Below are 15444 nucleotides of genomic sequence, written 5' to 3' on the forward strand. Positions count from 1 at the left end.
CGAGCTAAAGTAGCTCGGTTATATTTGGTTAATTAATTTACTTTTGTAAGGTAATCGATTTGATCTTGTGTTAAGGAGTCTAAATCGTAACCCATGGAATTTAATTTTAATTTAGCGATTTCCGCATCTAATTCATGAGGCAATACATATACCTTAGGTTCCATATCTTTGCCATTATGTAAAATATGTTCTGCTGCAAGAGCTTGCATTGCGAAGGATAAATCCATGATTTCTGCAGGGTGACCATCGCCTGCAGCAAGGTTTACAAGGCGACCTTCAGCCAATACATAGAGTTTGCGACCATCTGCCATAGTATAGCCTTCAATATTTTGACGAACGCGTTCATGACTTACTGCAAGATCAGTTAGATCAGCTACATTAACTTCACAATCAAAGTGACCAGCATTACATAAGATAGCTTTATCTTTCATTACTTCGTAATGTTCTTTCACGATTACATCTTTACAACCTGTTACAGTACAGAAAATATCCCCTACTTTAGCAGCTTCAATCATAGGTAATACTTTGAATCCATCAAATACTGCTTCAATCGCTTTAATTGGGTCTACTTCTGTTACATATACATAAGCACCAAGGCCTTTTGCACGCATAGCAACGCCTTTACCGCACCAACCATAACCAGCAACAACTACATTTTTACCTGTTACGGTTAAGTTAGTAGTACGCATAATACCATCCCAAACAGATTGACCTGTACCATAACGGTTATCAAAGAGATATTTACAGTAAGAATCGTTTACTGCAATCATAGGGAATGTCAATTGTTTTGCATTCTCTAAAGCATAGAGACGATGTACACCTGTAGTTGTTTCTTCACTACCACCTAAAAGGCGTTCCTTAGCATCTTGGCGAGTTGTGTGTAACAAGTTTACCAAATCGCCACCATCATCGATGATAATGTGCGGTTTGTGATCAAGTGCCTTATTAAGGAAATTGAAGTATTCTTCTTCAGTACAATCATACCAAGCATATACAGTAAGGCCCATATCAACGAGACCTGCAGCTACATCATCTTGTGTAGATAATGGGTTGGAACCAGTTACGATAACATCTGCACCACCGCGTTTTAAAACTGTAGCTAAATACGCTGTTTTTGCTTCCAAGTGAACACTTACAACAATTGTTTGACCTTTGAAAGTTTGTTCTGCTTCAAAGCGGTCGCCCAATGTATTTAATGTAGGCATAAAGTTGGAAACCCAGTCAATTTTCTTACGGCCTTCTGCGGCTAAATTAATATCTTTAATTAAAGATTGCATAATATCTCCTTTTACTCATACAAGTAGATTAAATAAAAATATGTATCGTTAATCCACTTGGATTTTTTGTTATTTAGATTCTACGATCTGACGTAGCTTATCAATAGACTCTTCGTAGTTTGGTTTTAATACACCTTCTTCAGTAATGATGGCAGTCACCAATTCATGTGGTGTCACATCAAAGGCTGGATTAAGCACATCAATACCATTAGGTGCAGTTTGAACACCATGTAGAGATGTTACTTCATAATCATCGCGCATCTCAATAGGAATATCAGTACCATTTTCAAGGGTAAAATCAAATGTGCTGTATGGCGCGGCTACATAGAATGGAATATTATGGAATTTAGCTAGCACAGCCACACCATAAGTACCAATTTTATTTGCTACATCACCTTTAGTAGTGATGCGGTCAGCACCTACGATAACTGCATCAATAAGGCCATGTTGCATAGCATACGCAGCCATATTGTCTGTTTCTAATGTTACAGGGATACCATCCTCATGAAGCTCAAAAGCAGTAAGACGAGCACCTTGTAACAATGGACGTGTTTCATCAGCATATACCCGTTCTAGTTGACCATTTTCATGAAGCTTACGGACAACGCCAAGAGCAGTACCTAGACCACCCGTAGCTAGTGCACCAGCATTACAATGGGTTAAGATACGAATATTTTTCTTACCTTCGAATAACGTAGCCCCTGCTTCGGCCATACGACAGTTCAAAGATACGTCTTCTTCGTGAATGATAATAGCCTCTTTAGTAATAAGGTCTACTACTTCACTCATAGAGGACATGCTTTCAACTTGACCTAATACTAAAGAAATCACCCGATCTATAGCCCAAGCCAAGTTGATTGCAGTAGGTCGAGTTTCTTTTAAAGTCTCGCTAAATTCATATAAGCTTGTAAGTTGTTGACTAAATGGAGCCTCTAAACGGCTTGCTTCCATAGCAGCTAAAATTAGACCATAACTAGCAGCTACACCAATAGCAGGTGCCCCACGAACGCGAAGCATCTTAATAGCCTCAGCCACTTGACGCCAATCCGTACAGTGAACATAAGTAATTTCAGTAGGTAATTTAGTTTGATCTAATAGCACCAGCGTATCTTTACGCCATTCAATATTAATCATACCTTCTCCTTCGATGAACTATTGTGCTTCGTTATGAATGGATTATAGTTTAAATCCACCATATTCATGCATGCGATTATGCGCATCATAACGAGCATCTACATCGATTATATCAATAGCACCTAAAATAAGTGATTTAAGTTGAGCTGCCATATCCCCCATCATTTCTACAACTTCACTATGTGTTAGAGCAGATTCAGAAATACCTGCTGCATAGTTGGTAATCATAGAAATCGTAGCATATGCCATTTCAGCTTCGTTAGCGAGATTTACTTCTGGTACATTTGTCATGCCTACTGTATCCCCACCGAGCATATGGAACATTTTAATTTCCGCTGGTGTTTCAAAACGAGGGCCTTCTGTACATACATAAGTACCACCGTTATGAATTGTAAGACCTTGTTCTGTGCCAACCTTTTGAAGAATATCACGCAATTCTGGGCAATACGGATTTGTTACATCCAAGTGTGCTACTGGACGGTCACCACCTTCATAGAATGTAGTGATGCGGTTTTTAGTAAAATCTAAGAACTGATCTGTCAAAACGAAATGACCTGGTTTGAAGTTTTCATTTAAAGAGCCTACAGCTGTTGTAGAAATAATAAATGTAACACCTAATTTTTTCAAACTCCAGATATTAGCACGGTAATTAATTTTATGTGGAGGAATTGTGTGATCTTTGCCATGACGAGCAACAAAGATTACTGTTTTTCCGTGGTATGTACCTTGTACATAATCTATTTCACCATATGGTGTCATTAAGGATTCTTCATGAATATTTTCAAAGATGGACGGATCATAAACACCAGTACCACCAATTACGCCAATTGCACTCATTGTGACCTCCTATTATTAATCACTCTATCTTTTATTTTCTCATAGAATAGAAAAACAGGCTATAGGAAAAACCTAGTAGCCTGTATTTTTTCAACATATTATAAAGTTTTATTGAATTGGACCTTTAGGAGCAAACATATCTTGTAACTCTTCACGTGTGAAATGATATTTTTCATTACAATAGTGACAAACAAGCTCTGTTACTTCATCTTCTAGAATAGCCTCTTTATCTTCTTCTCTTAATGTCATAAGTACGGCACCAAAGCGATCGCGACCACAACGACATTGGAAGTGAATTGGTTCATTATATACTTCATTAACAGTTAGGCCGTCAAGAACGCGTTCCATAAGGCCTTTACCATCTGGATTTGCTTTCAAATATTCTGTAATTGGCCCTAATTCATTAATATTCTTTTCCACTTGGGCTAATGCTTCATCTGTTGCATCTGGTAAAGCTTGTACGATAAAACCGCCTGCCACAACAGTATGATAATCTGGATCTACTAATACACCTAAGCTAATAGTAGAAGGTACTTGCTCAGAAGCATATAAATAGTAAGCCAAATCTTCTGCTACTTCACCACTTTGAATAGGACTTGTAGAGGTATAATCTTGTGCTAATTGTGTAAAGCGAGTCACTTGCACTTCCCCATTATGACCTACTGCAGCACCCACATCAAGTTTACCAGCACGTTTCAAAGGCACATCCACATGTGGCTCATCTACATATCCACGAACTGTATTATCTGCAAAAGCATCTACGTGAACAACGCCTAGAGGGCCATCACCTTTGATGCGAAGACTTACATTTTCATGGTTTTTAAAGTCCCCAGCTAATAAAATAGCCCCTGTCATAGCACGACCTAATGCAGCCGTTGCTACAGGCCATAAATCATGACGTACACGAGCCGTTTCAACAGTATCTGTTGTTACCGCTAAAGACATACGAACCCCTTCGCGGGTCGTAAAACGTTTTATATAATCCATTCTATCATTCCTTATTTCTAATTAATAAATCGTACACACTTAATAGTGCTTATATAGTATATCATGTCATAGAATTACTTTTCAATAATAGGGAATATATGTTCGTCTACACTAATTTCAAATTAAAAGAACATATTTTCGATAATATAAAAACACCCAGCATCATGAGATACTGAGTGTTTACTATGTAATTATTAGAATTGATCGATAAGGTTAACCATTTCAATAGCGCCCATAGCACAGTCGTAACCCTTATTGCCAGCTTTAGTACCAGCACGTTCGATAGCTTGTTCAATGTTTTCAGTAGTTACTACACCGAACATAACAGGAATACCAGTTTCCAAGGAAACATGAGCAATACCTTTTGCTACTTCATTACATACATAGTCATAATGAGTTGTAGCACCACGGATAACAGCACCTACACAAATAACTGCATCGAAGCGACCAGATGAAGCTGCTTTTTTAGCGATTAATGGAATTTCATAAGCACCTGGTACCCAGATTACTGTAATATCCTCTTCTTTTACATCGTGACGCAATAAGCAATCTTCAGCACCACCGATTAATTTAGATGTAATAAACTCGTTAAATCGAGAACCGATGATAGCAAATTTTTTACCAGTACCTAATAAGTTACCTTCTTGAACCTTCATTATGTTGACCTCCTATATTCCATTAAAGGAAATTCTTATGTGACGAGCAATTTGTTAAATAAAACCAAATAATTAGTCTTCTAACATATGACCCATTTTCTCTTCTTTTGTTTTTAAGTAGCCTGCATTGAATTTATTGGCTGCAATGATAAGTGGTACACGGCTAGTTACATCAATACCCCAATGTTCTAATCCATGACGTTTTTCAGGATTATTCGTTAACAAGCGAATACTTTTAATACCTAAGAAGCGGATAATTTGAGCCGCTAAGGAGTATTCGCGCATGTCTGCAGGGAACCCTAATTGCTCATTAGCCTCTACAGTATCTAAGCCTTGTTCTTGCAAAGCATAAGCTTTAATTTTATTAGTTAAACCGATGCCACGACCTTCTTGACGCATATAAACAACAACGCCTTTGCCTTCTTTATCGATGGCACGTAATGCGTGGTCTAATTGTTCACCGCAATCGCAACGTTTAGAACCAAATACATCGCCTGTTAAACATTCTGAGTGAATACGAACAAGAACATCGTCACAGTTTTGAACATCACCCTTAACAATAGCTAAATGTTCTTTATGATCTAAATCATTTTTGAATACAAAGATGTTAAAATCACCAAATTTAGTAGGTAGTTTAGAACAAGCACCAAGCTCAATCATATCTTCATGTTGTTTACGATACTCAATAAGTTCTGCTACAGATGCAATTTTAAGATCATGTTCTTTAGCGAATTGTAAAAGGTCAGGCAAGCGAGCCATATCGCCATCGTCTTTTGTGATTTCACAAATAACAGCTGCCTCTTGCAAACCAGCTAAGCGGCAAAGGTCGATAGATGCTTCTGTATGACCTTGGCGAACTAATACGCCACCCTCTTTATACACGAGGGGGAATACGTGGCCTGGGCGACGGAAGTCTTCAGGTTTAGCATTAGGATCTAGTAATTTTTGAATTGTATACGCACGTTCTGCTGGAGATACGCCTGTTGTAGTATCTACATGGTCTACAGTAACGGTGAAAGCTGTTTCATGATTGTCTGTATTTTTAGCAACCATTGCAGGGATGCCAAGCTTTTCTAGAGCTTCACGGCGCATTGGTGTACATACGATACCGCGCGCATATTTAACCATAAAGTTAATATTTTCTTGTGTAGCAAACTCTGCAGCAATGATAAGATCGCCTTCATTTTCACGGCTTTCATCATCAACGATAATAACAGGTTTACCAGCTTTAAGGTCTTGTAAGACCTCTTCAATAGAATGTAATTGTTCGCTCATAGGAACGCTCCTTACCTTATATAAATCCATTCTCTACTAAGAGGGATTGCATAGTTTTCTTAGGTTTCTCTTCGGTAGGTTCACTACCAAGATTCATAAAATGACGAATATATCGACCAGCAATATCCGTTTCTAAATTGACCTCCGTCCTAATGTGAGCAGAACCTAGAATAGTTTCACTCAATGTGTGAGGAATGATAGATACGGAAAAACTGCTGTCCGTTCGTCGCATAATAGTGAGGCTAATACCATCGATCGTAATGGATCCCTTATAGATAACATAATCCATAACAGATTTTGGAGCCTCTATGGTAAAGATAATGGCATTATCCGTTTGTTCACGGTTAATGATGCGGCCTGTACCATCTACGTGTCCAGCTACAATGTGACCACCAAATCTACCGTTAGCAAGCATAGCTCGCTCTAAATTGACTGGTTGATGAACTTTCAAATTTGTGAAAGTAGTCATCTTAATTGACTCAGGCATTACATCAGCTGTAAATACGCCATTACCAATTGTGGTCGCCGTCAAGCACACACCATTAACAGCAACGGAGTCACCGATTTTCAGATCACTAAAAATCTTTTTACCCCGAATTGTAATAGCTAAGGATTTAGGGCCTTTTTTAATGCTTTCTACACGGCCGATTTCTTCAATGATCCCCGTGAACATAAGCGCCCCTCCTTCCTTGACGATATGCTTCAATACGAATGTTATTATCTAGTACAGTTGTTTTTGTAAAGGTTAATTGCGGCGAAGAGTCTAAACTTTCAAAACCACGACCACCTACGGCAGGTGTAGCCTCTGTACCACCGATTATAGTATTACCAATATAGGTAACCACCTTATCAAAGTTCATGGACTCTACAAAAGAGCTGATAATAGCAGAACCACCTTCAACTAACACTGAAGTATAACCAAAATCTCCCAACTTTGTAAGAATATCATCAATAGATAATTTCTTAATATCTATGACAATATCTGTGCTTTTACTTTTACGAGTAGACACTGATTCAACAACCGTTACAAGAGCTCCTACTTGTTCTAAAGCCTGTATCCGTTCTTTAGGACAACCTTTAGATACAAATATATGAACCTTGCGAGTATCTACTTCAAATACACGACTTGTGGTAGGCGTTCTACCAAGACTGTCTAATATGATGACATCTGGTTGATGAACTGTAATCGGCTCATCAAGAATGTTTCTATCCAATATAGCATCTGCTAATTCATCATCACTAAGACGACAGTTTAACTGAGGATTGTCTGCTAAGATTGTACCGATACCAACGAGCATAGCATCATGAGTAGCACGTAGTACATGTCCATCACGACGGGAGGATTCATTAGTAATCCATTGGGATTGGCCTGTAAACGTTGCAATCTTACCATCAAGTGACATAGCGCTTTTAATGGTTACAAATGGCTTTCCCGTCTGTATGTACGTAAAGAAATGCTCATTTAGCTCAGCACATTCATCACTACAAACAGGAACGACAACTTCAATCCCCGCTTCTTTAAGAAGCTCAATACCTTTACCAGCAACAAGTGGGTTAGGATCTGTGCTGCCAATTACTACCTTAGCTATACCAGCATCTATAATTCGAAGTGCACAAGGTGGTGTTTTACCATAATGAGAACAAGGTTCTAATGTTACATATAAAGTAGCACCTTTAGCATTCTCACCGGCCTGATTCAGTGCATGCACCTCTGCATGAGCAGTGCCAGCTTTGTGATGATAGCCTTCACCGATTATTGTATTGTCTTTCACCACTACAGCACCCACCAAAGGATTTGGTGAAGTATGTCCTGTGGCTAGTTTTGCCAGTGCAATGGCGCGTTTCATATATGCTACATCATCCACCATATCACCTCAATAAAAAAAGGACTATATACATAGTCCTTGGGTAATCATAATTGCGCACAACAAATGTGCCTCGTCTTTTCTCATCCAGACTGTACTGTCGGTATCGGAATTGCACCGATTCATACCCATAAGGTTCGCGGACTATACCGCCGGTAAGGAATTTCACCTGTCCCCAAAGACTCATCTATTTTCTTTATGAATTAATAGTAACACTTTTATTAGGGTTATGCAAGAAGTATAGATTTATACTGAGAAATATTATTAACTAAATTATGACATTTATATTTAAAATATATTCTCTTTTTTACTTATGAATGTGATTTATTTTTTTAAGATTAAGACTCTATAAACTATGTATACAAAAGTTGGTGATTTATATCACATATTTACAATATGAATAGGACTATCATGAAATATATAGTTAAATAACTATATTATATTGATATTAATTATTAAATTAAGGTGATAATATGGCAAAAAAAAGAATTTCTGATGTACTCATAGATGTCTTAGCTAGTGCTGGCATTGAACGTATTTATGGCATCACTGGCGATAGTTTAAACTCTGTAAACGATAGTTTACGCCGCAATGGTAAGATTGCCTTTGAACATGTACGACATGAAGAAACAGCAGCCTTTGCTGCAGGTGCAGAAGCATCCTTAACTCATAAATTAACTGTATGTGCTGGTAGTTCTGGCCCTGGTAACTTACATTTGATTAATGGTCTCTTTGATTGCCACCGCAATCGTGTTCCAGTATTGGCTATTGCCTCCCACATTCCTCAATCTGAAGTAGGGTTAAATTATTTCCAAGAAACACATCCTGAAAACTTGTTTAAAGAATGCTCTTGTTTCTGTGAACTTGTATCCAATCCTAAACAAATGCCTGAAATTCTATTCCGTGCTATGAATGCTGCTGTAGGCAATCAAGATGTTGCTGTTATCGTTCTTCCTGGGGACGTTGCAGTTATGGAAATGGAAATTGATGAGTTACCTGTTTGGACTCCTCCTCGTTTACCTCATATCGTGCCACAACGCGACGATATTGAAGAAATGGCCGCTCATTTAGAAACTGGTAAACGTATTACTCTCTTCTGTGGTGCAGGCTGTGAAGGTGCTCATGACGAAGTCGTTGAATTAGCAAAACGCTTACAAGCACCAGTAGTACACGCTTTCAGAGGTAAAGAATGGGTTGAATGGGATAACCCATATGATGTTGGTATGACTGGCCTTTTAGGTTATACATCTGGGTATCGTGCTATTGAACAATGCGATACACTCGTAATGCTTGGTACAGACTTCCCTTACCGTCCATTCTATCCAGAAAATGCGAAAGTAATTCAAGTGGATAGAGATCCTAGTGCTTTAGGTCGTCGTGTTCCTCTTACACAAGGTATCATTGGTACTGTAAAAGATACATTAAAAGAATTATTACCTCTTGTTAGTCAACGCGGTGATACTGAATTCATCGACACTGTACGCAAAGCATATGCTAAATTTAGAGGCGACTTAGATAGCTATGCTGTAGCTGAACCAGATGGCGTGGCAATTCACCCTCAATACTTTGTAAACCGTCTTAATAAATTAGCTGCTGAAGATGCTATCTTTACCTTTGACGTAGGTACACCAGTAATTTGGACTGCACGTCATTTAAAAACAAATGGTAAACGTCGCATCTTAGGTTCTTATAATCACGGCTCTATGGCCAATGCTATGATGCATGCCATCGGTGCTCAAAATGCATGTCCTAATCGTCAAGTTATCTCCCTTTCCGGTGATGGTGGCTTCACAATGATGATGGGTGAAATGTTAACATTAAAACAACTTAACTTACCTGTTAAAATCTTTGTGTTTAACAACGAAGAACTTAGCTTCATCGCCATGGAAATGAAAGCCTCTGGCTACCTAGACTATGCTACTGACTTTGTAAATCCAGACTTTGGTAAACTTGCGGAAGCAGCTGGCATTAAAGGTGTAAGCATTCAAAACTCTAGCGAAGTAGACGAAAAAATCATGGAAGCTCTCAACCATAATGGCCCAGTCATCGTTAATGTTCGCGTAGATAAACAAGAACTTGCTATGCCACCTAAAATTGCGTACCAACAAGCTAAAGGCTTTAGCAAATACTTGATCAATGCCATCCTTGATGGCCGTGGTACAGAACTTAAAGAAATGGCCAAAACAAACTGGATGAAATATAAATCTCTATACTAAAAATCTGCCAATTTACAAAACCTGCCAAACTAAATAAACTGCAAAACTTTCAAAAAGAGGAGTCATCATTTGATGACTCCTCTTTTTTACTTAAAATTAATTATATACTGTTATAAAACCTTCAGTCCATCCTCTAAGATTAAGTGTAATAGGATCGATACCTAAACACTCTAATCCATATACTTTAAATATATCCCAGGTCTTATACCAAGCTAATGCCGCCTCTGCATATTCTAAAGTACTAAATAATCCCACGTATCCAGAAGAAGTATAATTAGCATCTAAATCATAATCATACCAAACACCATAAATTTTGTTATTTACTATTTCATAGTTAATCTCCTCACCTAAATGAGCACAGTCATTTAAATAGTGAGTTGTTATAGAAAAGGAATCATCATCTAACTCAGAAAATCCAGACAATATTTTAGACTCAGCTAGAGCCGTTTCGGCTAAAGATAACTTAGAGAAAAAGCCTAAGCAAAAATACTCTGTATAAGGTAACTTCTCATTCCTTTTATAATGTGCTACAGCTTCATATATTGGAACTCTCATAATTCACCAACTTGCTATAATATAAACACAATAAATATCATACTTTAATTATTTTTATCTATAGTAATCGTCCTCGTAATCGTCTTTATACCGTATTGCATCGAGATCTGATGGAGATAATACATTTCCCTCTTCATCAACATATTCTCGGAATTCGTTAAAATATACACCTGGAATATCGGATTCTTCTAACTCAGGCACATCCTCAGGCTCAATATCCCAAAATTCTATCTCCACAGATTGATTTTTGTTTTTGTCTATCATTTCCTTACACTTCCTTTATTAGAAACGTCTATTTAAATAAAAACCAATTTACTACAATATTAACTACTATCAAAAAAATAATTCGACTATATATACTAAGTCGACTAATAACATCAGTTAATTTATAAGGTAAATTCGTTTCTTTATTAATAACTTGATTTACAATCTTATTCAAACAAATCAATTTAAGCATTTCAGATATAGATACTAAGAATAAAACAATAGAAAATATCTTATTACTATAATCAGCAAAAATTAAACCTAAATAAATTACTAAAACTTGAAAGATTTGTATAAATAAAAAAGATTTATTTCTTTTAAAAGAAACAGATACAAAATATATCTCTTTTGATTTAACTAGAAATACTATTGTAATAATAGTCATTAATGTTATAAAAAGAAAAATCATGTTATCCTCTTACTGTCTTTTTGACAAGCAATAATATTATTAATTAAACACAGCAACACATATAAATCATTTATTTTTAAATTGTAACTTTATTTTAGCAAAATGTACAAAAATAAGCACTATAGCCCATTTGGGATATAGTGCTTACTTTATATTTAAGTTTTAACTTGTATTTTATTATGCTCCAAAGAGTGACATTTGTTCGTCTTCAGGTAGTTCACCACAGCATTTGAGTTCTTTCATAAGATCAATGATGGTGTTAGATACCTTACAACGACGTTGCAAGTCTTTTAAAGATGTAAACGGCCGTTCTTCTCGTTCAGCTACGATAGCATCAGCTACTGTTTCACCTAAGGAGTCAATAGCTAAGAATGGCGGCAATAAGGCACCATCTTTAATGCTAAAGCGTCTAGCTTCAGAGTGTTGAATATCTACATTGATAAAACGATAGCCCCGTTGGTACATTTCCATAGATACTTCTAATGCGCTCATAAGGTCCTTATCTTTAGGACTGGCAGCGCGATCAAGAGCCTTAATACGATTGAACTCAGTCATTTGAGTTTTAAGGTCTCCCGTCATGATGCGTAAGTCAAAGGCCTTTGCACGAATGGAGAAGTATGCTGCATAAAATGCCAATGGATGGTATACCTTAAACCAGGCAATGCGGAATGCCATCATTACATAAGCAACCGCATGGGCCCGTGGGAATAGATAGGAAATCTTTTTACATGATTCAATAAACCATTCAGGAATATTGTTCTCACGCATTTCTGCTTCAAACTCCGTCGTAGCTTGACCTTGTTTGTTTCGTTTTTCAATGCCCTTACCTTTACGTACGTTTTCCATTACAAAGAAACTATGCTTTCTATCCATGCCACGATGGATTAAAAAGTTCATTACGTCGTCACGGGTAGAAATGGCTTCGTTCAATTTACAAGTACCATTTTTGATGAGATCTTGGGCGTTGTCGAGCCATACGTTTGTACCATGAGAGAAACCAGAGATACGAACTAAATCAGAGAATGTTTGCGGACGAGAGTCTTCAAGCATGCCCCGTACGAACTTCGTACCACATTCTGGCACAGCCAAGCTGGCTACTTGGTCACCTTGTAATTGTTCAGGTGTTAAACCAATCCCTTCTGTAGAAGAGAATAAACTCAATGTTTTTGGATCATCAAATGGTATAGTTTTTGCATCTATACCAGTCAAATCCTCTAGCATACGAATGATAGTAGGATCATCATGGCCAAGAATATCAAGTTTAGTCATACGACCTTCAATAGAGTGATAGTCAAAGTGTGTTGTTAATACGCCACTTTCCTTCTTATTCGCAGGATGCTGTATAGGTGTAAAGTGATGCACATCCATATCACGAGGACATACCATGATACCACCTGGATGTTGACCAGTAGTATTCTTTACATTCGTAAAGCCTTTTGCCAAATGTTCAAAGAAACCACTGCGAGCTTGAATGTCCCTTATTTCAGCGTACTTTTTAACATAACCAAAGGCAGTTTTATCAGCGATAGTACCAATAGTACCGGCTTTAAATACATTGTCACGGCCAAATAGTTCTTCCGTATATTTGTGAGCTTTTGCTTGGTAATCACCGGAGAAGTTAAGGTCGATATCTGGAACCTTATCACCTTCGAAACCAAGGAAGATAGCAAACGGAATATCATGACCATTTGTTTGTAACGCATGACCACACTCAGGGCAGTCTTTACGAGGCAAGTCAAAACCACCTGCATATTCGCCCTTTTCAAAGAATTCTGAATATTTACAGTTAGGACAGACATAATGTGGTGGTAATGGGTTTACCTCTGTAATCTCAGACATGGTAGCTGCAAAAGAAGACCCTACAGAACCACGAGAACCTACAAGATATCCATCATCAAGAGATTTTTTTACTAGTTTATGAGCTATGTAATACAATACGCCATAACCATTAGAAATAATACAATCCAATTCATAATCTAGACGCTCTTGTACAACGCGTGGCAATGGATCACCATAAATAGCCTTCGCATTTCTATAGCACATTTCTGTGAAAGCTTCATCGGCGCCTTCAATTTTTGGTGAATATGTGCCGTCTGGAACTGGTTTGATATCTTCAATACTATCATTAATAGCACGAGTATTAGTAACTACTACTTCATAGGCCTTTTCTTCACTTAAATAAGGGAAGGATGCCAACATTTCATCTGTAGTACGCAAGTGCAAATCTGGTTGTTCATCCGCATCTGGATACCCACATGCAGTTAACATAATTTCACGATATATCTTTTCTTCTGGTGTTAAATAATGAACGTCACAAGTAGCACATACAGGTTTATTTAAAGCTTCCCCTAATTCGATAACGGTTTTATTCATATCGATAAGAGCTTGCTCATCTGGCATAAGGCCTTTACGAACCAAGAACATATTGTTCGTATGTGGTTGAATTTCAAGATAGTCGTAGAAAGAGGCTACCTCAAGTAACTCTTCCTTTGTAGCGCCGCGAACGATGGATTGCATAAGTTCCCCAGCTTCACAAGCAGAACCAATGATGATACCTTCACGATGTTCTTCAATAACAGAACGTGGCAAACGAGGACGAACCTTGTAATGTTCAAGGTGAGATATAGAAATCATCTTATAGAGATTACGTAAACCTACCATATTTTTTGCTAACAAGATAATATGGTAACGTTTGTCTTTTTCTTTTTTCTTCTTTTTATCTAATACAGGCTCTTCATCGCGAGTTACTGTCTCATCTTCAATAAGATAACCCTCTACACCGTAGATAACCTTAACGCCCAACTCTTTACCAAGAGCTTGAGCCTCAGGGAAGGCTTGTACTACGCCATGGTCTGTAATAGCCACTGCAGGATGGCCCCATTTTTTTACTGTTTTAAATAGATCCTTAACAGATACAAGAGCATCCTTATCACTCATCTTAGTATGTAAATGAAGCTCTACGCGGGAGTCTGGTCGGTTTTCTGTACGTTCCACGCTCGTAGTTTCCATAGCCTCGATGCTTCGAATAGATAAGATATAATCTTTATCGAATCGATCATCAAAGCTGACGCTACCTTGTACTCGAACGCGTTGTAAGCCTTTTAGCTGTTTAAGTAACGCATCCCCCTCTTCAGGACTGTTTGTAAACTTAATAAATTTAATGCTATTTGTATCATCTACGATACTGCCGTTAACAATACTTTTACCAGTCTTAGTATCCCGTTTATCTAAGCCTACAAATACACCTTCAAAGATGACGCTTGGCGTATCTAAGGTACCCATGATCTTAGAGGTAACACCTTCAATTTTAGGCCCTAAAATCATACCTTCGTCAGTAGGCGCATCCTTCGGTGCACGACGAGGATATTTGCAATCCCCTTCACTACCTTTAGCCGTAGATTTTGTAGTACTTTTAGGTGCAAAACCTTTGCTTACTTTAGGTGTACTGCTCACAGATGCGACAGTATCATTATTACTAGATGCGGCAGCAGTTTGATTAGAACGAGACACAACAACTGGACTATTGTTGAAATAGCCTAACTCAACAGCCTCTACGAATGGAGCAAAATCATCTTCGTCAACATCATCATATTCATCTTGTTGATCATATCCTGCAAAGGACTTGCCTCTAGGGGCTTGATTTTTAGCCTCTTCAGCCTCACGTTGCGCCTCAGCAGCTTCAATCCATTCACCAGCTCCGCAGCCGCCACCATAATAATAGGTATCTAAACCTTCCCCAGTTTCAGTATCTACCTTCCAGGCGAAGCAACAAGCTGTATCGGTATTAGTTGGAATATCGTCAAAAGAGATATTCTTATCCTTATACCATGCAGATAATCTTTCACGCAAACTAAGTAATGTGGAAAAGGCTGAGTCTGCTGCTTGAATCGTCACATGTTGGCTATGACAGTTCACATAGAAGGATGATTTCTTATTCTGTTTTGGTACAACACGATAACGTACTTTCAT

12 protein-coding genes and 1 riboswitch are annotated in these 15444 nt (G+C 37.9%); of the genes, 1 reads left to right on the forward strand and 11 read right to left on the reverse strand.

All coding sequences use genetic code 11. From position 1 onward, the window contains the following. Positions 1 to 32: 32 nt before the first annotated feature. The 8 genes from ACDF53_RS08350 to ribD all read right to left on the reverse strand — a co-directional run bounded on the left by ACDF53_RS08350 (position 33) and on the right by ribD (position 8034). Positions 33 to 1277: an adenosylhomocysteinase gene (locus ACDF53_RS08350; protein WP_295825087.1), complete on the reverse strand. Its 1245-nt coding sequence runs from the start codon at positions 1275 to 1277 to the stop codon at positions 33 to 35. A 69-nt stretch (positions 1278 to 1346) separates the two neighbouring features. Beyond that, positions 1347 to 2411: an S-methyl-5-thioribose-1-phosphate isomerase gene (gene mtnA / locus ACDF53_RS08355; RefSeq protein ID WP_370816003.1), complete on the reverse strand. Its 1065-nt coding sequence runs from the start codon at positions 2409 to 2411 to the stop codon at positions 1347 to 1349. A gap of 42 nt (positions 2412 to 2453) precedes the next feature. Beyond that, positions 2454 to 3248: an S-methyl-5'-thioadenosine phosphorylase gene (gene mtnP, locus ACDF53_RS08360; RefSeq protein WP_370816005.1), complete on the reverse strand. Its 795-nt coding sequence runs from the start codon at positions 3246 to 3248 to the stop codon at positions 2454 to 2456. Between the two features lie 108 nt (positions 3249 to 3356). Beyond that, the gene (gene hslO / locus ACDF53_RS08365) at positions 3357 to 4235 is read right to left on the reverse strand and encodes an Hsp33 family molecular chaperone HslO (RefSeq protein WP_105089207.1); all 879 of its coding nucleotides are present in this window, start codon (positions 4233 to 4235) and stop codon (positions 3357 to 3359) included. A 194-nt stretch (positions 4236 to 4429) separates the two neighbouring features. Further along, entirely contained in the window at positions 4430 to 4891 is a 462-nt protein-coding gene (gene ribE, locus ACDF53_RS08370) for a 6,7-dimethyl-8-ribityllumazine synthase (RefSeq protein ID WP_295824436.1), read from the reverse strand. 72 nt (positions 4892 to 4963) lie between these two features. Continuing rightward, the gene (locus ACDF53_RS08375) at positions 4964 to 6166 is read right to left on the reverse strand and encodes a bifunctional 3,4-dihydroxy-2-butanone-4-phosphate synthase/GTP cyclohydrolase II (RefSeq protein WP_295824435.1); all 1203 of its coding nucleotides are present in this window, start codon (positions 6164 to 6166) and stop codon (positions 4964 to 4966) included. Positions 6167 to 6182: 16 nt separating this feature from the next. Next, entirely contained in the window at positions 6183 to 6839 is a 657-nt protein-coding gene (locus ACDF53_RS08380) for a riboflavin synthase (protein WP_295824433.1), read from the reverse strand. Beyond that, complete coding sequence (gene ribD, locus ACDF53_RS08385) at positions 6820 to 8034, reverse strand: bifunctional diaminohydroxyphosphoribosylaminopyrimidine deaminase/5-amino-6-(5-phosphoribosylamino)uracil reductase RibD (RefSeq protein WP_295824431.1); 1215 nt, start codon at positions 8032 to 8034, stop codon at positions 6820 to 6822. The genes ACDF53_RS08380 and ribD overlap by 20 nt, the downstream gene beginning before the upstream one ends. A gap of 68 nt (positions 8035 to 8102) precedes the next feature. After that, a riboswitch (FMN riboswitch) is annotated at positions 8103 to 8218 on the reverse strand. A gap of 286 nt (positions 8219 to 8504) precedes the next feature. Between ribD and poxB the strand changes: the two genes are divergently transcribed. Next, the gene (gene poxB, locus ACDF53_RS08390; RefSeq protein ID WP_370816006.1) at positions 8505 to 10247 is read left to right on the forward strand and encodes a ubiquinone-dependent pyruvate dehydrogenase; all 1743 of its coding nucleotides are present in this window, start codon (positions 8505 to 8507) and stop codon (positions 10245 to 10247) included. A gap of 96 nt (positions 10248 to 10343) precedes the next feature. Here poxB and ACDF53_RS08395 read toward each other — a convergent pair whose 3' ends face one another. The 3 genes from ACDF53_RS08395 to ACDF53_RS08405 all read right to left on the reverse strand — a co-directional run bounded on the left by ACDF53_RS08395 (position 10344) and on the right by ACDF53_RS08405 (position 15444). Next, entirely contained in the window at positions 10344 to 10802 is a 459-nt protein-coding gene (locus ACDF53_RS08395; protein ID WP_295824429.1) for a hypothetical protein, read from the reverse strand. Positions 10803 to 10856: 54 nt separating this feature from the next. Continuing rightward, entirely contained in the window at positions 10857 to 11066 is a 210-nt protein-coding gene (locus ACDF53_RS08400; protein WP_295824428.1) for a hypothetical protein, read from the reverse strand. A 586-nt stretch (positions 11067 to 11652) separates the two neighbouring features. Then, positions 11653 to 15444 carry a PolC-type DNA polymerase III gene (locus tag ACDF53_RS08405; RefSeq protein WP_295824427.1) on the reverse strand — a complete coding sequence of 1264 codons (3792 nt, stop codon included), beginning with the start codon at positions 15442 to 15444 and terminating at the stop codon, positions 11653 to 11655.

It is taken from the genome of Veillonella sp. (assembly GCF_041333735.1).
Lineage (GTDB): Bacteria > Bacillota > Negativicutes > Veillonellales > Veillonellaceae > Veillonella.

Bases quoted from the DNA above. Each gene is read 5' to 3' on its own strand.
- ACDF53_RS08405 (WP_295824427.1), bottom strand. From the start codon at position 15,444: ATGAAAGTACGTTATCGTGTTGTACCAAAACAGAATAAGAAATCATCC.
- ACDF53_RS08395 (WP_295824429.1), bottom strand. From the start codon at position 10,802: ATGAGAGTTCCAATATATGAAGCTGTAGCACATTATAAAAGGAATGAG.
- hslO (WP_105089207.1), bottom strand. From the start codon at position 4,235: ATGGATTATATAAAACGTTTTACGACCCGCGAAGGGGTTCGTATGTCT.
- poxB (WP_370816006.1), top strand. From the start codon at position 8,505: ATGGCAAAAAAAAGAATTTCTGATGTACTCATAGATGTCTTAGCTAGT.
- ACDF53_RS08350 (WP_295825087.1), bottom strand. From the start codon at position 1,277: ATGCAATCTTTAATTAAAGATATTAATTTAGCCGCAGAAGGCCGTAAG.
- mtnA (WP_370816003.1), bottom strand. From the start codon at position 2,411: ATGATTAATATTGAATGGCGTAAAGATACGCTGGTGCTATTAGATCAA.
- ribD (WP_295824431.1), bottom strand. From the start codon at position 8,034: ATGGTGGATGATGTAGCATATATGAAACGCGCCATTGCACTGGCAAAA.
- mtnP (WP_370816005.1), bottom strand. From the start codon at position 3,248: ATGAGTGCAATTGGCGTAATTGGTGGTACTGGTGTTTATGATCCGTCC.
- ribE (WP_295824436.1), bottom strand. From the start codon at position 4,891: ATGAAGGTTCAAGAAGGTAACTTATTAGGTACTGGTAAAAAATTTGCT.
- ACDF53_RS08375 (WP_295824435.1), bottom strand. From the start codon at position 6,166: ATGAGCGAACAATTACATTCTATTGAAGAGGTCTTACAAGACCTTAAA.
- ACDF53_RS08400 (WP_295824428.1), bottom strand. From the start codon at position 11,066: ATGATAGACAAAAACAAAAATCAATCTGTGGAGATAGAATTTTGGGAT.
- ACDF53_RS08380 (WP_295824433.1), bottom strand. From the start codon at position 6,839: ATGTTCACGGGGATCATTGAAGAAATCGGCCGTGTAGAAAGCATTAAA.